The 22,789-nt window shown below is 43.8% G+C and carries 18 protein-coding genes; 14 read left to right on the forward strand and 4 right to left on the reverse strand.

The features are described from left to right. Positions 1-25: 25 nt before the first annotated feature. Complete coding sequence (locus KQP79_RS05780; RefSeq protein ID WP_061448391.1) at positions 26-2,005, forward strand: LTA synthase family protein; 1,980 nt, start codon at positions 26-28, stop codon at positions 2,003-2,005. Here the strand turns inward: KQP79_RS05780 and KQP79_RS05785 are convergent. Both KQP79_RS05785 and KQP79_RS05790 read right to left on the reverse strand, forming a co-directional pair. Beyond that, the gene (locus KQP79_RS05785) at positions 1,992-3,764 is read right to left on the reverse strand and encodes an ArnT family glycosyltransferase (protein WP_061448390.1); all 1,773 of its coding nucleotides are present in this window, start codon (positions 3,762-3,764) and stop codon (positions 1,992-1,994) included. The genes KQP79_RS05780 and KQP79_RS05785 overlap by 14 nt on opposite strands. 29 nt (positions 3,765-3,793) lie before the next feature. Then, positions 3,794-4,429 (reverse strand): viroplasmin family protein, encoded by a 636-nt coding sequence (locus tag KQP79_RS05790; RefSeq protein ID WP_004298269.1) that lies wholly within the window; start codon positions 4,427-4,429, stop codon positions 3,794-3,796. A 139-nt stretch (positions 4,430-4,568) separates the two neighbouring features. Here KQP79_RS05790 and KQP79_RS05795 point away from each other — a divergent pair, with 139 nt between their 5' ends. From KQP79_RS05795 to KQP79_RS05835, 9 genes are all read left to right on the forward strand, one after another. Then, positions 4,569-5,171 (forward strand): nitroreductase family protein, encoded by a 603-nt coding sequence (locus tag KQP79_RS05795; RefSeq protein WP_004298268.1) that lies wholly within the window; start codon positions 4,569-4,571, stop codon positions 5,169-5,171. 115 nt (positions 5,172-5,286) lie between these two features. After that, entirely contained in the window at positions 5,287-5,814 is a 528-nt protein-coding gene (locus tag KQP79_RS05800) for a shikimate kinase (RefSeq protein WP_004309445.1), read from the forward strand. Positions 5,815-6,070: 256 nt separating this feature from the next. Continuing rightward, positions 6,071-8,569, forward strand: a complete 2,499-nt coding sequence (locus tag KQP79_RS05805) for a tetratricopeptide repeat protein (protein WP_061448389.1) — start codon at positions 6,071-6,073, stop codon at positions 8,567-8,569. Positions 8,570-8,578: 9 nt separating this feature from the next. Then, positions 8,579-10,345 (forward strand): HSP90 family protein, encoded by a 1,767-nt coding sequence (locus KQP79_RS05810; protein ID WP_008649170.1) that lies wholly within the window; start codon positions 8,579-8,581, stop codon positions 10,343-10,345. An 8-nt stretch (positions 10,346-10,353) separates the two neighbouring features. Continuing rightward, the gene (locus KQP79_RS05815) at positions 10,354-11,424 is read left to right on the forward strand and encodes a tetratricopeptide repeat protein (RefSeq protein ID WP_234120598.1); all 1,071 of its coding nucleotides are present in this window, start codon (positions 10,354-10,356) and stop codon (positions 11,422-11,424) included. Between the two features lie 69 nt (positions 11,425-11,493). Next, positions 11,494-13,386, forward strand: a complete 1,893-nt coding sequence (gene speA / locus KQP79_RS05820) for a biosynthetic arginine decarboxylase (protein WP_004307404.1) — start codon at positions 11,494-11,496, stop codon at positions 13,384-13,386. A 56-nt stretch (positions 13,387-13,442) separates the two neighbouring features. After that, entirely contained in the window at positions 13,443-14,216 is a 774-nt protein-coding gene (gene argB, locus KQP79_RS05825; RefSeq protein WP_061448422.1) for an acetylglutamate kinase, read from the forward strand. A 61-nt stretch (positions 14,217-14,277) separates the two neighbouring features. Beyond that, positions 14,278-14,787, forward strand: coding sequence for an RNA polymerase sigma factor (locus KQP79_RS05830; RefSeq protein WP_004298261.1), 510 nt, complete (start codon positions 14,278-14,280; stop codon positions 14,785-14,787). Then, positions 14,777-15,256 (forward strand): hypothetical protein, encoded by a 480-nt coding sequence (locus tag KQP79_RS05835; protein WP_004298260.1) that lies wholly within the window; start codon positions 14,777-14,779, stop codon positions 15,254-15,256. The genes KQP79_RS05830 and KQP79_RS05835 overlap by 11 nt, the downstream gene beginning before the upstream one ends. Before the next feature lie 182 nt (positions 15,257-15,438). Here KQP79_RS05835 and KQP79_RS05840 read toward each other — a convergent pair whose 3' ends face one another. Beyond that, on the reverse strand, positions 15,439-16,221 hold the full coding sequence (locus tag KQP79_RS05840) for a head GIN domain-containing protein (protein ID WP_004298259.1): 783 nt from the start codon (positions 16,219-16,221) through the stop codon (positions 15,439-15,441). 129 nt (positions 16,222-16,350) lie between these two features. Here KQP79_RS05840 and KQP79_RS05845 point away from each other — a divergent pair, with 129 nt between their 5' ends. After that, complete coding sequence (locus tag KQP79_RS05845) at positions 16,351-17,049, forward strand: SprT family zinc-dependent metalloprotease (RefSeq protein WP_008649174.1); 699 nt, start codon at positions 16,351-16,353, stop codon at positions 17,047-17,049. A 124-nt stretch (positions 17,050-17,173) separates the two neighbouring features. Here KQP79_RS05845 and KQP79_RS05850 read toward each other — a convergent pair whose 3' ends face one another. After that, a complete protein-coding gene (locus KQP79_RS05850; RefSeq protein ID WP_004298257.1) occupies positions 17,174-17,569 on the reverse strand; it encodes a hypothetical protein in 396 nt (131 codons plus the stop codon). Positions 17,570-17,741: 172 nt separating this feature from the next. On the opposite strand from KQP79_RS05850, the gene rimP reads away from it, so the two are divergent. From rimP to infB, 3 genes are all read left to right on the forward strand, one after another. Then, positions 17,742-18,209, forward strand: coding sequence for a ribosome assembly cofactor RimP (rimP, locus tag KQP79_RS05855; protein WP_004298256.1), 468 nt, complete (start codon positions 17,742-17,744; stop codon positions 18,207-18,209). A 2-nt stretch (positions 18,210-18,211) separates the two neighbouring features. Then, positions 18,212-19,507 carry a transcription termination factor NusA gene (gene nusA / locus KQP79_RS05860; RefSeq protein ID WP_004298255.1) on the forward strand — a complete coding sequence of 432 codons (1,296 nt, stop codon included), beginning with the start codon at positions 18,212-18,214 and terminating at the stop codon, positions 19,505-19,507. 91 nt (positions 19,508-19,598) lie between these two features. Beyond that, entirely contained in the window at positions 19,599-22,697 is a 3,099-nt protein-coding gene (gene infB / locus KQP79_RS05865) for a translation initiation factor IF-2 (protein ID WP_008776069.1), read from the forward strand. Positions 22,698-22,789: the final 92 nt, after the last annotated feature.

Genomic DNA, 22,789 nt, shown 5'->3' on the forward strand with positions numbered 1-22,789 from the left:
TAATTCATAAAAAGAAAAGGCTATTATGAAACGTTTTCTAAATCTTGTTGTATATATTCTTACCATACATGTTTCGGCTTTACTGATCGCAGGACTGTTTCGCCTGGTGCTTTTTATCTCATCTTATCATCAGTTGACCTCTGAAGCCTTGTCGGATAAGACACTTCCGATGCTTGCTTTTGTGCATGGTGTCTGGTTTGACAATGTGATAGGCTGTTACATCCTTCTGTTGCCTCTGGTGGTTGCGGTAGTGTGTGGAGTTTGCAACTATTATGGGAAAGCGTTGTTTCGTTTCTTTACGATCTTTTTCAGTGTCTTTTATGGATTGGTTTATTTAATCAGTGCGTCGGACATTCCTTATTTTGCCTATTTCTTTAAACATATCAACTCTTCCATATTCGAATGGTTCGGTTATGCGGGAACTACCGCCGGAATGATATTGGGGGAAAGTGCCTATTATCTGTCCATCGGATTATTCCTTCTCTTTCTGGCCGGATTCGTAGTTTGGCTTATCTATCTGGCACGTTATTTCCATCATCGTAGCCTTACCATTTCCGCTCCGTTTCCTTATTGGAAGCGAGGAGGGGCGGTTCTGATCGGTGCTTGCTTAATCGGACTCTGCATCTTTGGAATCCGGGGGCGTACAGGCTATAACCCGATCAAAGTAAGTGCGGCATATTTCTGTCAGGATGCTTTTCTCAATCAACTGGGAGTAAGTCCTACTTTTAACCTGCTGACGAGTGTGATGGATGATATGAGGCCTGAAAATAAATACTTGCATCTGATGGATGAACAGGAAGCCATCACCAAGGCGCAAGCTCTGCTCAACCGTCCGGGAGATGCGAATGTTTCCCCGTTGGCTGTTTACAGGCGTGCTGCAAAAGCGGATAGCGTGCAACAACGCCGTCCTAATGTCGTCTTGATTATGATGGAGTCTATGTCCGCCAAGTTTATGAAGCATTTCGGGCAATCGGAGACTTTGACTCCTTTCCTGGATAGCCTGTATACCCGTTCTATCAGTTTCCGCAATTTCTATTCGGCAGGAATCCATACGAACCATGGTTTGTATGCCACCTTGTATTCTTTTCCGGCTATGATGAAACGGAACCTGATGAAAGGCTCTGTCATTCCCCGCTATTCGGGACTGCCTACCGTACTGAAAGAAAACGGCTATTACAACCTTTTCTTTATGACGCATGAAGGGCAGTATGATAATATGAACGCTTTCTTCCGGACGAACGGCTATGATGAAGTGTTTTCACAAGAAGACTATCCGGCTGATAAGGTTGTGAATAGCTTTGGAGTGCAGGATGATTTCTTGTATGACTATGCAATTCCGGTATTGAATCAGCGGGCTGCCACCGGACAACCGTTTTTTGCTACTTTACTGTCCATCAGTAATCATCCGCCGTATGTGATACCTCCTTTCTTCCATCCGAAAACAAGTGAACCGGAGATGCAGATCGTTGAGTATGCGGATTGGGCTTTGCGTCAGTTCTTTGAAGAGGCGCGTAAACAACCCTGGTTTGATAATACGATATTCGTATTGGAAGGAGATCATGGCAAACTGGTGGGAGACGCCGAATGTGAACTACCGGAATCTTATAATCATATTCCACTGATGATTTACTCCAGCCGTATTCAGCCGGAAGAGAAAACAGCATTTGGCGGTCAGGTAGATATACAGCCAACGATATTAGGGTTGTTGAATATTGATTATTTACAGAATAATTTTGGAGTGGACTTGCTGAAGGAAGAACGTCCCTGTATGTTCTATACTGCTGACAATATGGTGGCGGGACGCAATGATACGTTACTCTATCTTTATAATTACGAGACTCAGCAGGAACTTACTTATCATATCGGTAACGGCAAATTGAATGCTGTTCCGATGGATGATAGCTTTTTGCCTTTGAAAGAATATAGTTTTTCCATGCTCCAATCGGCGGAGTTCCTTGTGAAGCATGGAAAAACGCTTAATTCTATACCTTTTACTCAACAATAGGAGTCGTTTCGGTATTTTCAGGCTGTTGGTTTTTAACGAACTTGTATATCTTGGCTATTTGCCGGAGTACTCGTTTAGGGGATTCATATACCTCCTCAAACTGATACCCTTCTTTCTCGAATTCGGGAAGATATTTCTCTGCATCATTCGTGCCGATTAACAAGAAACCTTCCGAAGGACGTTTCTCATAGAAGTTGTCGAGACGATTGTGCAGATAGAAATTGAGTTCGAAATAATGTACGGGGTCACCTGCTGCATGCAGACTTTCTTCAATGAATTCGTACATCGTTCCTTCGCTTTCCGGCGCAACCTTTTCTATTTCTGTAGCGATGAATTTGACCGACTTCGAATTTAATGCTGCCGGCTGATAAGCACCGTCCAATGCAAGGTATAATCCCATTGTAAGCACAACGAGAGCGTATAGGAAACGGTTGTTCAATGCATTTTTCCGTTGATAGAACCACCAGTAGATACCGAGAATGGTAGGAATGGCAATCAGGAATAAGGCCCCTGCTCCGCTGATATTCTGTATTGCACGCATGAAATTAATATTGTCCTGCGCGTGACGACCCTGGAAAATAGTTTCAGGGATGAGTCCGCATTTTAATACGATGAAGCAGGTGAACAGTAGCAGGCTGATTACTGCAAGAATACTTCCGTATACCTTGATGACTTTAGATTGCTTCTTGACCAGATAGAATAGATATTTGGCAAGGAAATAAGCAATGAAAGGATAGATCGGCATCAGATATACACTACGTTTGCTCTGCGGAATACAGTAGAAGACGAAGATTACAACGATACTGGTGAAAGAGAATAAATCCACCGGGTCCATATTCTTTATCCACGTGGTGAAGCGTTTCCACCAGGCTGCCGGTTGGATGCTGAATTTATGGTAAGTCAGGCTGAACAGGGAGAGCACGACTAACAGTGTCCAGGGAACGTATCCGGCAAATAGGGTCACAAAATTATAATGCCAGGGGTTCACGCATGAATTGTAACTCATGGTATTAGTCATACGACCGAAGTTTTCTTCCATAACTAATGCCAGGAACTCTTCTCCACCTTGTTGGTAAGCAGCGACATACCAGCAGAAAGGCAGGATGAGTGAAAGAATGGCCCAGGCGGAAAGTAACAAGAATGCTTTGAAGAAGTTGACACCCCGGAGTAACAAGAAGATGCCTACCACTAAACATGGAATGATAGTACCTACCGGTCCTTTAGTCAGTGTGCCGCAGCTCATCAGGAGAATGGCCAGCCAGGGAATACCTTTGAGTCCCTTCTCATACCATTTGTAGAGACAATACAGAGCGCCAACGGTGAGCGCTGTCAATACCATATCCACCCGGCAGTTTGCTCCGGCCCGGTGCAGTTCAAAATTAGTCAGGGTAATAAAGGCGGCTAACAGCGCCAATTCCACTCCTTTTCTTTTGGCAAAGAACAGAAAACCGCAGAGAGTCATGGCGATCAGGGCGATGGCAGACGGCAAGCGGGAGGTCATTTCTGTGACTTGCCCTCCGTTTACTGCTGCCGAAACAGCGGCTATGCTCCAGTGGAAGAAAGGCGGTTTGTAAGCCATTTCTCCTCCGTTGTTTCTGGGTAAAATCCAGTTTCCGCTATCCAGCATGGAGTAGGAGACAATAGATTCGCGAGGCTCCCCTTTGGTGTGGTACTCCGATAAACCGAGGAAAGGCAGGATAGTAACTACGCAAATGACTAGTAACAGCCAGAAAGCTTTGCTTGAAGTCAATGTTTTCATCTTTTTCTTATATTGAAATTTATGTTCTTTTATTTTCTGCCGAAGTCGGCCGGAATTTCTCCCCATTCTTTGGTTTCCCATTTCAGGATACGGGTGGTATAGGTGTTTCCCTGCAACCATTTTTCTGCCCGTTCAATCAACAGGAAGAGTTCTTCTGTTTCCGGGGTTCGGGGGAGTTTGGTCTTGCACTTCTTCTGTCGCACCCAGCTGATGGCATTCGCGCTGTCACTGTAAATGGGCATATCGAAACCTTTCTTTTTCAGCAACGCCAACCCGTGTACGATGGCTAGAAACTCGCCGATATTATTCGTGCCTTTCATCGGGCCGAAATGAAAAATCTCCTGACGGCTGGCAATGTGTACGCCGCGATATTCCATCGGTCCCGGATTACCGCTACAGGCTGCATCGACAGCCAGGCTATTGTCGATCACACAAGAAGGTAAAGTATCCGAAGAAGGTTTAGGACCTCCTGATTTAGCCTTTGCATTCTTGCCGATATAAGCATAGGGAGACATTGTCAACGCGCGTTCCGCTTCTTCGCGCGTATCAAATGATTTGTATTTGGCAGCTTCATATCCTTTGATTTGAAGTTGGCAGTCTGTCCAGGAAGTATAAACTCCGGGGGTGACACCTTCCCATACTACATAAAATTTCTGTTTAGCCATTTTTTCTGACGATAATTTTAGATAGTCAATGAATTGACGCTGCGAAGGTACAAATATATTCTCTAACTGAACAAGTTAGGGGGCTACTTGTTATAAAAAAAAGAGAGTTTTAAGAATATAAAATAAGAAAGGAACTATTATGGAAAGATCTTTTAGTGAAGCTTTGAAACAACGTCGAACTTACTATTCAATTACTAATCAGTCACCTATATCCGATCAGGAGATCGAATGTATCGTTAATATGACCGTGCGCCACGTACCGTCGGCATTCAATTCGCAATCTACCCGTGTGGTACTTCTATTGGGAGAATCGCATAAGAAATTGTGGCAGATTGTGAAGGACGCATTAAAGAAGATTGTACCGGCTGAAGCGTTTGTCAAGACAGAGGAGAAGATAGATCATTCGTTTGCCTGTGGGTATGGCACTGTATTGTTTTTTGAGGATCAGAAGGTTGTGAAAGGGCTTCAGGAGGCTTTCCCGGCTTATCAGGAGAATTTCCCGGGATGGTCATTGCAGACTTCTGCCATGCACCAGTTAGCTATCTGGGTAATGCTCGAAGATGTAGGTTTCGGAGCATCGCTGCAACACTATAACCCGTTGATTGATGAAGAAGTGCGCCGTGCATGGGATTTGCCGGAACATTGGCATTTGATTGCGGAAATGCCGTTCGGACTTCCTCTCGGCAAACCGGGTGAAAAAGAATTCCAGCCGCTTGAAGAACGGGTGAGAATCTTTAAATAAATCGGGAATGAAGAATGAATAATGAAGAATTGGATGGCATAATGGCTAAAATTCTTTATTCTTCATTCTTCATTCTTCATTAAATGATTAATTTTGCTCACAAAATTAATCATTTATGGTTCGTATCTTCCTTACCGGCTATATGGGTGCCGGAAAAACGACGTTGGGTAAGGCTTTTGCCCGGCAAATGAATATACCGTTCATCGATCTGGACTGGTATATTGAAGAGCGTTTTCACAAAACCGTTGGAGAATTATTCATTGAACGAGGCGAAACAGGATTCAGGGAGCTGGAGAGAAATATGCTCCATGAAGTAGCTGAGTTTGAGAATGTGGTAATTTCGACGGGGGGTGGAGCGCCTTGTTTTTATGATAATATGGATTTTATGAACCGGACCGGAAAGACTGTTTTTCTGGAGGTGCATCCGGATGTGTTGTTCAGGCGCTTGCGTGTGGCTAAACAACAACGTCCTATTCTTCAGGGTAAAGAGGATGAAGAACTGAAAGCGTTCATTGTTCAGGCACTCGAGAAGCGTGCTCCTTTTTATCATCAGGCACAATATATCTTTAATGCAGACGAATTGGAAGATCGTTGGCAGATTGAAACATCGGTGCAATGTTTGCGACAACTTTTGGGATTGTAGAAGTAACAGTCGTTATATTTTGTGTAATCGTCATTTGGAAAGCTGTGGAATGTGTGTAATTTGTGCCTGATAATGAATGATTATTGGGAGGAATTTTACTGTATTCAGAAATCAGGTAGTTGTAATGTTCTCTTTTTGTTGGAACTTCGTTTTTTTTGAGACTCTTGTTTGTGCATTCGGTCAATATTTGTACCTTGCACTCGTTATGAGATTTTTTATTGACTAGTAACACAAAATTAAGGTAAAGTTCTATATCATGAAAACTTTAAAAGAGAAATTTGGGGAGTTATCCGCTAAAATTAAAGCATCCGGACAGCCTGCAAGGGTATGGTTTCCGCAGTATACACCGGCTTCATTGTTAAGTGCGGAAAACTGGTGGGAAGCATTGGCTGTATGTGAATATGCTTTGGACACAAAAGAAGACGAGAAATTAACAGAAGATTTTTTTGAACTGATATTCAGTGCTTTTGACTGTAACGTAGAGGTGGAACTCAACGCGGAAGAATATGAATTCTGGTGGGAAAAGGTGATGCAGGTATGCGACCGTGTGGCAGAGTTTAGCGGTGCGGGATGGGCGCAGAAGGGGGCACAATATTCCGAAGCCCGTTATGGAAAGCGGGACATGAGTTATTTGTTTCCATACTACGAGAAGGCCGCCGATATGGGTTGGGCTGAAGCGGAAGCAACTGTTGCCTATTGGCGATACATGGGATTCTATTGCGAACAAGATAAAGAAGAGGGTGAACGGCGTTTTGCAGCTCTCACTTCTCCCGAAGCTATTTTATGGGGAAAGCATTATCGTGCTTTTGCCGAAGAATTTGCAGGGGATAAAGCAAAGGCATTACAGATACGGAATGAACTGCTTGCCGAACTGCCTGAAGGTGAACGTTTGCGTGCTCATGTATATGCAGCGTTGGGGGATGCGCTCGACAGGGCGGAAGGTAACGTGGCAGAGGAAGCTGCTTATTACGAAAAAGCCCTGGAAATAGTTCCCAATCTTTATAGTCTTAAAAATCTGGCTACGCTTTATTTCCGTTACCCGGAACTGAATAAACCGAAAGAACTGAGCTTTGAACTTTGGGAAAAGGCTTGGTATGCCGGTGTGTGGTCTGCCGCCAATTTCCTGGGATATAACTATCAGGAGGAGGAATGGCTGGATATGCCTAAGGCGATTGAATGGCTGGAAAAGGGCATGCTTTATTGTGAACCCTACAGTGCGTATGAACTGGCATTGATCTACCTGTATAATGATGAATATAAGAACGTGGAACGTGGACTGATGTGTCTGAACCGTTGCGTGGAGGATGATTATATACAAGGTATCGAAGGACTGGCCAATATTTATTTCAACGGTGATTTGGTGCCGGAAGACATGAATCGCGCGAAAGAGTTGTTGGAGAAAGCCATTGAATTGGGTTCGGGAAGTGCAGCTTATCGTTTGGGCTGGATGTATGAACGTGGCTTCTTGTCTGAAGAACCGGATTATGTGAAGGCTTTAGAGTTTTATGAAAAAGCGGCTTCACTGAATAATGCCGATGGGTATTGCCGTGTGGCTCTTTATCTGGCTAATGGATATAGCGGTGTGAAGGACCCTGTAAAATCAAGGGAATATTATGAAAAAGCGGCCGAACTGGGTGCTTGCTTTGCCCTTGTGGAACTGGCATTCTTATATGAGAATGGCGATGGAGTGGAGAAGAATTATGAAAAGTCATTTGAACTGATTAGCAAGGCTGCCGAACAGGGTTATCCTTATGCAATGTTCCGTGTAGGTCTTTATATGGAAAAGGGTGTTCTTGGTGAAGTGAAACCGGAAGAGGCCTTTGCCTGGTATACAAAGGCAGCTGAAGCGGACGATAATGATGCGATCTTTGCTTTGGGACGTTGCTATAGAGAAGGTATCGGAACGGAAGAAAACTGGGATAGGGCACTCGAATGGTTTAGTAAAGGGGCGGAAAAGAATGAAGCCCGTTGTCTGACGGAACTGGGGATGGCTTATGAGAATGGTAATGGCGTGGAAGAGAATCCACAGAAGGCAGTGGAATATATGATGAAGGCTGCTGAACAGGATTATGGCTATGCTCAGTTTAAGATGGGAGATTATTATTTCTTCGGTTGCGGTCCCTGTCTGGAAGATAATAAAACGGCAGTGGAATGGTATGAAAAGGCAGTGGCTAATGAGATTCCGATGGCTATGCTGCGTGTGGGTGAATATTATCTGTATGACTATGATAGCCTGAATGAGTCGGAAAAGGCTTTTGCTTATTTCAAGAAAGCTGCCGAATATGAATGGTATAGTGAAGGACTGGGTATCTGTTATGAAATGGGTATCGGAGTGGAAGAGAATGAAACGGAAGCCTTTAAATATTATACACTGGCTGCGGATAATGGAAATACGACAAGTATGTATCGTACCGGACTTTGCTATTATAACGGAGTAGGTGTGAAACAGAATTATGCCGAGGCCTATCGCTGGTTCACGGATGCGGCGGGGAATGAGAATGTCGCTGCAATTTATTATCTGGGCAAGATGATGATGTATGGCGAAGGTTGTAACCCTGATCCGGAAGCTGCAGTGCAATGGTTGCTGAAAGCTGCCGAGAAAAATAACGATAAAGCACAATTTGAACTTGGAAATGCCTATCTGACAGGAAATGGCGTGGAAGAAAACGATGAAATTGCAATGGAGTGGTTCGAAAAGGCCGCAGAGAATGGCAATGAGAAAGCTCTTAAAATCACCGGAAGGAGGAGGAAGTAAAAGAGGAATATGGAAAAAGAAGGGAATAATCTGTTTCAGGTCAATCTTAAAGGTATGATTGCCCTGTTATCAGAGCACATTTATAGTAACCCGAATACTTTTGTTCGCGAACTGTTGCAGAATTGCGTAGATGCCATCACGGCACTACGCAATATTGACGAGAATTATAAAGGTCGCATCGATGTCTTTCTGAATGAGGACAAGACAGTGGTATTTCGGGATAATGGTATCGGACTGAAAGAGGAGGAAGTTTATCGCTTTCTGACTGTTATCGGGGAGAGCTCAAAGCGGGATACTCCCGATGCGGACGATTTTATCGGAAGGTTCGGTATCGGATTGTTATCTTGTTTTGTGGTGACCAATGAAATCACTGTAGAGAGTCGTTCTGCAATGGGCGGACAGCCTGTTTGCTGGTGTGGAAAAGTGGATGGGACGTATCAGCTGACTTTATCAGACGAAGAACGGCCCATCGGCTCACAAGTGGTATTGCACCCGAAAGGAGACTGGATGCATCTTTTTGAATATGAAACATTTAAGAAGATACTGGTCGGTTACGGAGAAGTGCTGCCGTATCCTATCTATCTGCATTATCAGGGGGAAGAGGAGTTGGTAAATACGCCTTCGCCTGTATGGCTTGACCCGAAGGCGACTCGTAAGGAGTTGCTGGATTATGGGGCGAAAGTGTTTCAGTCGTCTGCTCTCGATGCTTTCCGGATCTATACTGAAAGCGGCAAGGTGGAAGGGGTGCTTTATGTCCTGCCTTTCCGTACACAATTTTCAGTGCGCAACTCTCATAAGGTCTATCTCAAACGTATGCTGTTGAGTGAGGATGATTGCAATCTGTTGCCGTCGTGGGCTTTCTTTATCCGTTGTCTGGTGAATGCGGACGGGTTGCTGTCTACCGCTTCCCGGGAGTCTTTGGTGAGTAATGACCAACTGAAAGATGCCCGGAAAGAGATCGGGGTGGCTATCAAGGATTATCTGCGGGGATTGGTGCAGAATGACCGTGCCATGTTCAATCGGATTCTGGATGTTCATCACTTTCATATCAAGGCGATTGCTTCGGAGGATAATGAATTGCTTCGTTTGTTTATGGATTATCTTCCTTTTGAAACCAATAAGGGTTTGCGTAGCTTTGGAAGTATTCGTTCGACAAGCAATGTGATATGTTATACCAAGAATCTGGAGGATTTCCGGCAAGTGCGGCGTATAGCCGGAGCACAGGGTTGGCTGGTCGTGAATGCTGCTTATACGTTTGATGAAACGTTGTTGAAAAAGTATGTCCGCCTGAATCCGGAACTTACTTTGGATGAAATATCTCCTTCACGGTTGCTGGAGCAGTTTGGTGAAGTGGAGGCGAACCAGGAGTTTCAGGCTTTTGAGGTGAAAGCGAACGAGTTGTTGAAGCGGTTTGGCTGTATCTGTCGTCTGAAGCATTTTACTCCGGTGGATATTCCGGTTATTTTTGTGGCGGAGGAAAAGGAGAATGCCGCTAAAAGTGCTAATAATCCGTTGGCGGCTGTACTGGGAGCTGTGAATACTACAAAGCAGATTCCGCCGACACTCACTTTCAATGCGGATAATGAAATGGTGCAGACCTTATTGCAAATACAAGGAGACAATAAACTGTTTCAGCATGTGGTGCATATATTGTATGTACAATCGCTTCTGCAAGGTAAATATCCGGTAAACAGCGAAGAAATGGAGCTTTTCAACCATTCGCTAAGTGAACTGATGACTTCGAAAATGAATGATTTTATAAATTTCCTGAATTAAAAAAGAGTATGAGATACACACTTGAAATACAAAAATTGCTGTTGCAGACACAGAATAACAACCTGCATCCCCGCGAAAAAGCCAATCTATTGAAAGAAGCTATCCGCATCGCCGATGAGAACGAAGATGTGGAATGGGCTACGGAGTTGAGACTGGATCTTATTTATGAACTGAATCTTCTTTCGGCGGATGCTGAAGAGATTACCGTGTTCTCTAAAATTCTGGATGATTACGAGAACCACAAGGATGTGATTAAGGAAGATGACTTGTTGTGGAAATATAAGTGGATATGGGCTTGTACGTTCGATCTTCCGGAGATCCCGATGGAGCAGGTACAGGCAATTGGGGAGGATTATAAAACCCGTATCCTCCGGAACGGATATTCTTTGCGGAGTTATTATCACCGCTGGTCTGTGGAATGTGTCTGGATGTGGCAGTATGACAAGGCGAAAGAATACATTGATAAAATGTTGAATGAGAAGATAGACGATCAGTCGTGTGAGGCTTGTGAATTGAACTTTATGCTGGATTATTATCTGGAAACGGGACAGTTTGATGAGGCTTACAGCCGCGCGCAACCGTTGATTAATAAGCAGATCACTTGTTATGAAGCCAATTTGCGGGCCTATTTGAAGCTTGCTTATTATGCGCAGAAAGCAGGTAAACCGGAGATTGCCGCCGATATGTGTGCACGTGCCGAAGAAGCATTGGTGGGAAGAGAGAAGGATGAATATCTTTTGCTCTATCTGGGATTGTTTATTGCCTATAATATGATGACGAAGCCGGAAAGAGCTTGGGAATATGCTGAACGCTGTATTGGTTGGAGTTTGCGTACTAATACGCTGAAGAGTTATCGTTTCTCCTGTGATATGGTAGAGGCTCTGAAATATGAAACCCGTCCGGAAGTCTCGTTGTCTTTGCCGGAAGAGTTCCCGCTTTATCGTCCGGATGGAATTTATCAGGTAAACGAACTTCGCAATTATTTCTATCAACAGGCAGAAGAGCTGGCACGTCGCTATGACGCCCGTAACGGAAATAGTGGTTATATGGACCGTTTGAAAGATTTAATGTCTAATTAATTGCCAACATGTAGATTAATCCGTATTTTTGCCGTCCAATTATTTACTAAAAACACTGAATAACAGAAAATGAGAAAGTGGCGTATTGAAGATTCTGAGGAACTCTACAACATCACAGGTTGGGGTACCTCGTACTTTGGTATTAATGACAAAGGTCATGTAGTTGTTACACCTCGTAGAGACGGAGTGACTGTCGATCTGAAAGAACTGGTCGATGAGTTGCAATTGCGTGATGTGGCTTCTCCCATGTTGATACGTTTTCCGGATATTTTGGACAACCGTATTGAAAAAATGTCTTCCTGCTTTAAACAAGCGGCCGAAGAGTATGGTTATAAAGCCGAGAACTTTATAATTTATCCGATTAAGGTCAACCAAATGCGCCCGGTGGTGGAAGAGATTATCAGCCACGGAAAGAAGTTCAATCTCGGACTGGAAGCCGGTTCCAAACCGGAACTCCATGCAGTGATTGCGGTCAATACGGATTCTGACTCATTGATTGTCTGTAACGGATATAAAGACGAAAGTTACATCGAACTGGCTTTGCTTGCCCAGAAAATGGGTAAACGTATCTTCCTCGTTGTAGAGAAGATGAACGAACTGAAGCTGATTGCAAAGATGGCAAAACAGCTGAATGTGCAGCCTAACATCGGTATACGTATCAAACTCGCTTCTTCCGGTAGCGGAAAGTGGGAAGAGTCTGGAGGTGATGCCAGCAAATTCGGCTTGACTTCCAGTGAACTTCTCGAAGCGCTCGACTTCCTGGAGAGCAAAGGGATGAAGGATTGTTTGAAATTGATTCATTTCCATATCGGCAGTCAGGTGACAAAGATACGTCGTATCAAAACGGCTTTGCGTGAGGCTTCACAGTTCTACGTGCAGTTGCACTCGATGGGATTCAATGTGGAATTTGTAGATATTGGCGGTGGACTCGGAGTGGATTATGACGGAACCCGTTCGTCCAATAGCGAAGGCAGCGTGAATTATTCCATCCAGGAATATGTAAACGACTCTATTTCTACTTTGGTGGACGTGAGCGATAAAAATGGTATCCCACACCCGAATATCATAACGGAGAGTGGACGCGCATTGACGGCACATCATTCTGTTCTTATCTTTGAGGTACTTGAAACCGCTACATTGCCCGAATGGGATGATGAGGAAGAGATAGCTCCGGATGCGCACGAATTGGTGCAGGAGTTATATGGAATCTGGGATTCGCTGAATCAGAACAAGATGTTGGAGGCGTGGCATGATGCGCAGCAGATCAGGGAGGAAGCGCTGGACTTGTTCAGTCATGGAATCGTAGATCTGAAAACCCGTGCACAAATCGAGCGTCTGTATTGGTCTATTACACGTGAGATTAATCAGATTGCCGGCGGTTTGAAGCATGCGCCTGATGAATTCCGCGGACTGTCTAAGTTGCTTGCCGATAAATATTTCTGTAATTTCTCGCTCTTCCAGTCGCTTCCCGACTCTTGGGCGATTGACCAGATATTCCCGATCATGCCTATCCAGCGATTGGATGAGAAACCGGAACGTTCGGCTACTTTGCAGGATATTACTTGTGACTCGGACGGTAAGATTGCTAATTTTATTTCTACCCGTAACGTGGCTCATTATCTGCCTGTGCATACACTGAAGAAAACGGAACCTTACTATGTGGCTGTGTTCCTGGTCGGTGCTTATCAGGAGATTCTGGGAGATATGCATAATTTGTTCGGTGATACGAATGCCGTGCATGTTTCGGTGAACGAGAAAGGATATAATATCGAACAGATTATTGATGGAGAAACGGTAGCGGAGGTGTTGGACTATGTACAGTACAATCCGAAGAAGCTGGTACGTACACTCGAAACCTGGGTGACGAAGTCGGTGAAAGAAGGAAAGATCTCTTTGGAAGAAGGAAAAGAATTTCTTTCCAACTATCGTTCAGGGCTTTACGGATATACTTATTTGGAATAACCGGCAAGGTGCCGGAGCCGGATTCTCCATTCGGTGAACTTATTAGAAATCAAGAAATGAGAGAAAAACTAACAGTAATTAAGGTGGGTGGCAAAATCGTAGAAGAGGAAGCCACCCTTCGTCAGTTGTTAAATGACTTTGCCGCTATCGCCGGACATAAAGTTTTGGTTCACGGCGGCGGCCGTTCGGCTACAAAGATTGCCGCACAACTGGGTATTGAAAGCAAAATGGTAAATGGTCGTCGGATTACCGATGCTGAAACTTTGAAGGTCGTAACGATGGTATACGGCGGATTAGTGAATAAAAATATTGTGGCAGGTCTGCAGGCACGCGGAGTCAATGCACTCGGATTAACCGGGGCGGATATGAACGTGATTCGTTCGGTGAAACGCCCGGTGAAAGAGGTAGACTACGGTTTTGTAGGTGACGTGGAAAAGGTGGACGCTACTTTGTTATCCGATTTGATACATAAGGGAGTGGTTCCGGTAATGGCTCCATTGACGCATGACGGACACGGCAATATGCTGAACACGAATGCAGATACCATTGCCGGAGAAACGGCGAAAGCGTTGTCGGCCCTGTTTGATGTGACATTGGTATATTGTTTTGAGAAGAAAGGCGTGTTGCGTGACGAGAATGATGACGACAGTGTGATTCCCCAAATCACCCGTGCCGAATTTGAACAATATGTAGCTGATGGCGTTATTCAGGGAGGTATGATTCCCAAGTTGGAGAATTCTTTTGAAGCAATAAATGCAGGAGTATCTGAAGTGGTAATCGCCTTAGCATCAGCGATTAATAACTCTGGTGGAACAAGAATAAAAAAATAATTCAAAAAAAAGTAGTGGGCGACTGTAACTTTTCATATCCTAGCCCGTCATTATTATAGAGATGCAAGAAATCAGCTTCCGAAACGATATTTTGCCGTTGAAGGATAAACTCTTTCGATTGGCTCTCAGAATCACTCTGGATAGGGCCGAAGCCGAGGATGTCGTTCAGGACACCATGATAAGAGTGTGGAATAAGCGTGATGAGTGGTCTCAATTTGAATCGGTCGAAGCCTATTGCCTGACAGTGGCAAAGAATCTGGCGATAGATAGAAGTCAAAAGAAAGAAGCTCAAAACGTGGAACTCACCCCCGAGATGGAGGAAGAACCTGATGCAAACAGTCCGTATGACCAGATGATTCATGATGAAAGAATGAACATTATTAATAGACTGGTAAACGAACTTCCCGAAAAACAGCGGCTTATCATGCAACTGAGGGACATTGAAGGTGAAAGCTATAAGAAAATTGCAGGGTTGCTGAATCTGACAGAGGAACAAGTTAAAGTGAACCTCTTCAGAGCCAGACAAAAAGTAAAACAAAGGTATTTAGAAATTGACGAATATGGATTATAAGGATATAGAACAGCTCCTGGAGCGATACTGGCAATGCGAAACTTCCGTTGAGGAGGAAGCAACATTGCGCGACTTCTTCGCAAAGGAGGAAGTTCCTGCTCATTTGCTTCGCTATAAAAACCTGTTTGTTTATCAACAGGTTCAGCAGGAAGTAGGACTGGGCGAAGACTTTGATACACGTATTCTGGCAGAGGTGGAGCCTACGGTCGTAAAAGCGAAACGCTTGACACTGACCGGTCGTTTTATTCCTCTGTTCAAAGCCGCTGCCGTGATTGCAATCATCCTTTCTTTGGGGAATGTGGCACAACATTCTTTCTCCGGAGATGACGGAAGTGTATTGGCAACGGATACCATTGGTAAACAAGTAACAGCACCATCGGTCGCTATCTCAAATGATGTGAAAGCGGAACAGGTTCTGGCCGATAGTTTGGCGAGGGTTAACCACAAGGTGCAAGTTATAAACGAATAGACATTTTCATTTGCTTTAAACATATAATATAGTTAGTGTGCTTAATTAAAACAACAACGAAGGCGAAACTGTGAAGTTTTCAATTCTCTCAAATTTTTAGATTAAAACTAACTAAATAAATGGGCTACCGCGCGATGCAGTAGCCCTTTTATGCTTTTAGACTGTATTTGTTCAAATTGTCTTTATTTGATCTGCCGTATGTTTTTCCGTGGAGCATCCACTTCTTGTGGATTGCCTTTATAGGCAATATCGCCACTTCCTTTCACGCGGGCAACCAGTTTTTGACTTGCATAACAACTGATGTTTCCGGATCCACTGATACTTGCATCCGTATTCTCTGCTTCTAAATCTGCAGCCTGAATGTTTCCCGATCCGGCAATAGCATATTTTGCTTGAATGGCTTTACCTTTAAGATTAATATTACCCGAACCTGAAATTCCTGCCTGACATTCCTGGCTCTCTATTTGTTGCAGTCTAACATCTCCCGATCCGTTAATTGAAACAGCCATTCTTCGGCAATTAAGCCCTTCTCCCTGAATGTTCCCCGAACCATTTATATGGAACTCGATATCTTTAGAGGTTTGTATTCCATTGATTAATTTTATATTTCCCGATCCGTTGATTGACAGCTTATTCAGTTCCGGAGCAAAAACTTTTATTTCCAGTTTTCCTTTCCATATACTGACATTCTTCTTGAATTTTATCATTAATGTATTACCGTCTACATACGTTTCTACAAGTGGTATAATGTTGTCGGAACCATGTATCTCCACGTGACTGCGTGTGTCTTGGTGATAACTGATATTGGCACTTCCCAATAGTTTGATTTCATTGAAATGATCGGCTTTTACTTCTTGGGAGATGTAGTTTTTGCTGCCTACTACGTGTTTTCCCTGCAAGCAAGAGCCGGCAGTAAGTACTAGAGACAATCCGGTGACTAATACGAGCAATAAACTTGTTTTCATAATTATGTTTTTCTATGATTGATATGACAGTTAGACGGAAGAAACTGATATAAAGTTGCATCTTCCGCGAAGTTTTTCATTGGAATCTTCTTTTTTATTACTTTTGTGGCTGTTGATAGGAGGATTATAATGGATAAGATCGTAGAAGATGACGAATTAGGACGTCTGATAGTGCGTGTCAATTCACGTGCGAGGAGTCTTGTGTTTCGTACAAAGAGTGATGCTGTTTATGTTTCAGTTCCTCCCGGCACTACATTGAAAGAAGTGAAGCAGGCAATCGAGAATCTGCGTGGTAAACTTCTGGCCTCCCGTCAAAAATTAGCCCGGCCATTGATTGATTTGGGCTATAAAATTGATGCGGAACACTTTAAGTTGTCCTTGGTGTCCGGTGAAAAGGATCAGTTTTTGGCTAATTCCCGGTTGGGGGTTATGGAAATTGTTTGTCCGCCTCATGCGGATTTTACGGACGAGAAACTGCAAAGCTGGTTGCATAAGGTGATTGAAGAATCGTTGAGGCGGAATGCGAAAAGTATCCTTCCTTCACGTTTGGCTTCCTTGTCCAAGCAATGCGGACTTCCTTATTCGAGTGTGAAAATAAACTCCAGTCAGGGCAGATGGGGCAGTTGCTCGGCTCGAAAGGATATTAATTTGTCCTATTACCTGGTTCTGTTACCTTCTCATTTGATAGACTACGTGTTGCTGCACGAATTATGTCATACTCGCGAGATGAATCATAGCGAACGATTTTGGGTATTGCTCAATCAATTTACAGAAGGAAAAGCATTGGCTTTGCGGGGGGAATTGAGAAAGTATCGTACGGAGATTTAGAATACTTTATTGCCAGGATAGTGCTATCGTGTTGGCACACTTGTGTCAACACGCTGGCACAGTCGTGACAATGCGATGGCATGGTTGTGCCAATATGGTGGCACAGACTTAGTTAATACTTTTATTACTTGGCTAATTGTTTAATCCCGTCTGATTCTTTTTCGAACTGATAAGTTCCTCCTTTTTCACTAAGATCAAACGTAGACACTAATTCTGTGTTATTATCTACAATCAACAAGGCGCTCTGTTCGGCAAAACGTCCTATTTCTACAGTGTAAGGTTCTTCCGACATGGTTTTGTTGGAGATCAGACTGTCGTTGACAAATAAAGAGATAGAATCTCCGGCAAAACCTTTTACCAGACTGATCGTATAGCTTTCGATGAAATGACGTTCTTCCTGCTTTTCCCGTTGTAGCCGCATGCTCATATAGACAAAAATAACCACGACAAAAATGACGGCAAAAGCAAGAATTCCGTTACCTACCATAAACTGTTTATTTGTGTTGAGACGATGTGCCATAGTCGTTATTTTTTGAATTACGGCGTAAAGATACGAATATAGCACTGTTAATTCATACTTTTTTTCTTTAATGTTTTGTAGTCGAACAGATTATTTATATCTTTGCAACCGAAAACGGATGAAAGGTGGAGGGGCAATTAAGCTCCTTTTTTTGTTCTTATATAGCTAATAAATGATAGAAAAGAAAACTGTTTGTCAGATTGTAGAAGAGTGGCTGGAAGGAAAAGACTACTTTTTAGTAGAGGTAACCGTGAGCCCGGATGACAAGATTGTGGTTGAAATAGACCATGCAGAAGGTGTTTGGATTGAAGATTGCGTGGAGCTTAGCCGCTTCATAGAGTCGAAACTGAACCGCGAAGAGGAAGATTATGAACTGGAAGTAGGGTCGGCTGGGATCGGACAACCCTTTAAAGTTCTGCAACAGTATTATATCCACATCGGACAAGAGGTGGAAGTGCTGACCGGAGACGGACGGAAGCTGGCCGGTATACTGAAAGATGCCGATGAAGAGAAGTTTACGGTAGGCGTACAAAAGAAAGTAAAAACCGAAGGATCAAAGCGCCCGAAATTGGTAGAAGAGGACGAAACCTTCACTTATGAGCAAATAAAATATACTAAATACTTAATTAGCTTTAAATAGTTATGGCCAAAAAAGAAGAAACAATCAGCTTGATTGATACATTTTCGGAATTTAAGGAACTGAAGAATATCGATAGAACGACGATGGTTAGCGTACTCGAAGAGTCGTTCCGTAGCGTAATCGCGAAAATGTTTGGCACCGATGAAAATTACGACGTAATCGTGAACCCGGACAAGGGTGACTTCGAGATATGGCGTAACCGTGAAGTTGTGGCCGATGAAGATTTGACTAACCCGAATATGCAGATTTCGTTGAGCGAAGCACAGAAAATTGATGCTTCTTACGAAGAAGGTGAAGAGGTGACTGACGAGGTTATCTTTGCCAAGTTCGGACGTCGTGCGATCCTGAATCTTCGCCAGACACTGGCTTCCAAGATTCTGGAACTCGAAAAAGACAGTATTTATAATAAATATATAGATAAGGTAGGTACTATCATCAATGCAGAAGTATATCAGATCTGGAAAAAAGAGATGTTGCTTTTAGACGATGAAGGAAACGAATTGCTGTTACCTAAGACCGAACAAATCCCGAGCGACTTTTATCGTAAAGGTGAAACGGCTCGTGCAGTAGTTGCCCGCGTGGATAACAAGAATAATAATCCTAAGATTATCTTGTCACGTACTTCTCCCGTTTTCCTGCAACGCCTGTTCGAGATGGAAGTACCCGAAATTAATGATGGTTTGATTACCATCAAGAAGATTGCCCGTATCCCCGGCGAACGTGCCAAGATCGCGGTGGAATCTTACGATGACAGAATCGACCCTGTAGGAGCCTGTGTAGGTGTAAAGGGAAGTCGTATTCATGGCATTGTTCGTGAACTTCGCAATGAGAACATCGACGTAATCAATTATACATCGAACATCTCATTGTTTATACAGCGCGCTTTAAGCCCGGCTAAGATTTCTTCTATTCGTCTGAACGAGGAAGAGAAGAAAGCAGAGGTATTCCTCAAACCGGAAGAAGTTTCGCTGGCTATCGGTAAAGGCGGTTTGAATATCAAACTGGCCAGTATGTTAACTGAGTACACTATCGACGTGTTCCGTGAGTTGGATGAGAATGTAGCTGACGAAGATATCTATCTCGACGAGTTTAGAGACGAAATTGACGGATGGGTGATCGACGCTATCAAAGCTATCGGCATCGATACAGCGAAGGCTGTGTTGAATGCTCCTCGTGAGATGTTGATTGAAAAGACGGACTTGGAAGAAGAGACAGTGGACGAGGTAATACGCATTTTGAAATCGGAGTTTGAAGAAGAAGATCCTTCAATTGAAAATAAAGATGAAATTAAAGATTAAAAGTTGCGATACAATATAATGCAGCAGACTTTTATTTCTTAATTCTCAATTTTCAATTAAACAAGCTCCATTTATTCATTAATTTTAAAATATGACGATAAGGTTAAACAAAGTTACAAGAGATTTGAACGTAGGAATCGCGACGGTAGTTGAGTTCCTGCAAAAGAAAGGGCATACCGTTGAGGCTAATCCTAATACTAAAATTAGCGAGGAGCAATACGCTATACTCGTAAAGGAGTTTAGTACAGATAAGAACCTTAGACTTGAATCGGAGCGTTTCATACAGGAACGTCAGAATAAGGAACGTAATAAGGCGTCGGTATCGATTGAGGGCTTCGAAAAGCAGCCCGAAAAACCGAAGTCGGAAGATGTGATTAAGACAGTCGTACCTGAGGATGCACGTCCGAAGTTTAAACCTGTCGGAAAAATAGATTTGGATAAATTGAACGGTCGTAAACCTGAAAAGGTAGAGAAAGAACCGGAACAGAAACAGGAAGAACCGGTTGTGGAACGGCCTGTCGTTAAACCCGAAGTGAAAAAGGAGCCCGAGAAGAGAGAACCCGAGGTGAAGGAGGAAGAGGTGGTGACACCTCCTGTTTCTGTAGTAGAGCCTACTCCAGTGGTGGTTGAACCCGTAGTAGTGCCGGAACCTGTAGTGGAGACGAAGCCGGTAGAAGTTGAAAAAGTAGTAGAAGAAGTGAAAAAAGAAGAGCCGAAGGTAGTAGTAGCTGCACCTGTGAAGGCGGAAGAACATAAAGAAGAAGAAAAGGTGGAAACTGCACAGGCTGAAGTAACCCCGGTAGCGGAAAAGGCTCCGGAGGATGATGGTGTTTTCAAAATCCGTCAACCGGAATTAGGCGCAAAGATTAATGTGATCGGTCAGATCGACTTGGCTGCATTGAATCAGTCTACTCGTCCCAAGAAGAAATCGAAGGAAGAGAAACGTCGCGAACGTGAAGAAAAGGAAAAAATCCGTCAGGATCAGAAGAAGTTGATGAAGGAAGCTATCATCAAGGAAATCCGTAAGGATGATTCTAAATTGGCGAAGAGCGGACCTAAGGACAGTGCGGAAGCGGCTGCTAACAAGAAGAAACGTAACCGTATCAATAAAGAGAAGGTGGACGTTAACAATGTTGCAACTTCCAACTTTGCTGCTCCAAGACCTAATGTACAGGGTAAAGGCGGCAATAGTAACGGTCAGGGTGGCCAGGCCAACGGACAGGGAAATAACAACAGAAGAAATAACAACAATAAAGATCGCTTCAAGAAACCGGTTATCAAACAGGAAGTGAGCGAGGAAGACGTAGCAAAACAGGTAAAAGAAACCCTTGCACGTCTGACAACCAAAGGTAAGAATAAAACGTCCAAATACCGTAAAGAGAAACGTGAAATGGCTTCCAACCGTATGCAGGAACTGGAAGATCAGGAAATGGCAGACAGCAAGGTATTGAAGTTGACCGAGTTCGTTACGGCTAACGAATTGGCAACGATGATGGATGTTTCTGTTAACCAGGTTATCGCTACTTGTATGAGTATTGGTATCATGGTTTCCATCAACCAGCGTTTGGATGCTGAAACCATCAATCTGGTGGCTGAAGAATTCGGATTCAAGACTGAATATGTAAGTGCGGAAGTGGCACAAGCTATCGTTGAAGAAGAAGATGCTCCGGAAGATTTGCAACCGCGCGCTCCGATTGTAACGGTGATGGGACACGTTGACCACGGTAAGACTTCTTTGCTTGACTATATCCGTAAGGCGAATGTAATTGCCGGTGAGGCCGGAGGTATTACCCAGCATATCGGTGCTTATAACGTGCAATTGGAAGACGGTCGTCGTATTACATTCCTCGATACTCCGGGTCACGAAGCGTTTACCGCTATGCGTGCACGTGGTGCCAAAGTAACGGATATTGCTATCATTATTGTGGCTGCCGATGATAACGTGATGCCACAGACGAAAGAAGCGATCAATCACGCGATGGCTGCCGGTGTACCTATTGTATTTGCAATCAATAAGGTAGATAAACCGACTGCAAATCCGGATAAGATTAAAGAAGAACTGGCTGCAATGAATTACCTTGTTGAAGAATGGGGTGGTAAATATCAGTCACAAGATATCTCTGCCAAGAAAGGTATGGGTGTGGAAGACTTGCTGGAAAAAGTATTGCTCGAAGCGGAAATGCTCGACCTGAAGGCAAATCCGAACCGTAATGCTACGGGTTCCATCATCGAATCTTCACTGGATAAGGGACGCGGATATGTAGCTACTGTATTGGTATCTAACGGTACTTTGAAAGTAGGAGACATCGTATTGGCGGGAACCAGCTACGGACGTGTGAAGGCTATGTTCAACGAACGTAACCAACGCGTCAAGGAAGCAGGACCTTCCGAACCGGCATTGATTCTGGGATTGAATGGTGCTCCTGCCGCAGGTGACACATTCCATGTAGTCGAAAGCGATCAGGAAGCTCGTGAGATCACTAATAAACGTGAGCAGCTGGCTCGTGAACAAGGTTTGCGTACGCAGAAGATCCTTACATTGGATGAATTGGGTCGTCGTATTGCTTTGGGTAACTTCCAGGAATTGAACATCATCGTTAAGGGTGACGTGGATGGTTCTGTGGAAGCGTTGAGCGATTCGTTGATTAAGTTGTCTACGGAACAAATTCAGGTAAATGTTATCCATAAGGGTGTGGGAGCAATTTCTGAATCTGATGTTTCTCTGGCTGCTGCTTCGGATGCGATTATTGTCGGATTCCAGGTACGTCCTTCGGGTGCTGCCGGTAAGATGGCCGACCAAGAGGGTGTTGACATCCGTAAGTATTCTGTCATCTACGATGCAATCGAAGAGGTAAAGGCTGCTATGGAAGGTATGTTGGCTCCGGAAGTAAAGGAACAGATTACTGCAACCATCGAAATCCGCGAAGTATTCAATATTACGAAAGTCGGTCTTGTAGCCGGAGCAATGGTGAAGACCGGAAAGGTGAAACGCAGCGACAAGGCTCGTTTGATCCGCGATGGTATCGTAATCTTTACCGGAAACATCAACGCATTGAAACGCTTCAAGGACGATGTGAAGGAAGTAGGTACAAACTTCGAGTGTGGTATCAGTCTGGTGAACTGCAACGACATGAAGGTAGGCGATATGATCGAGACATTCGAAGAAATAGAAGTGAAACAGACGCTGTAAATATATATAGTAAGGTTATAAGTGTATTATAATGTTATAATATAGCAGAGGTCATGATTGATAAAGAGGTGGTAATGTGGTACTGTTTGCAG

This window comes from Bacteroides sp. DH3716P (assembly GCF_025914115.1).
GTDB classification, from domain to species: domain Bacteria; phylum Bacteroidota; class Bacteroidia; order Bacteroidales; family Bacteroidaceae; genus Bacteroides; species Bacteroides ovatus.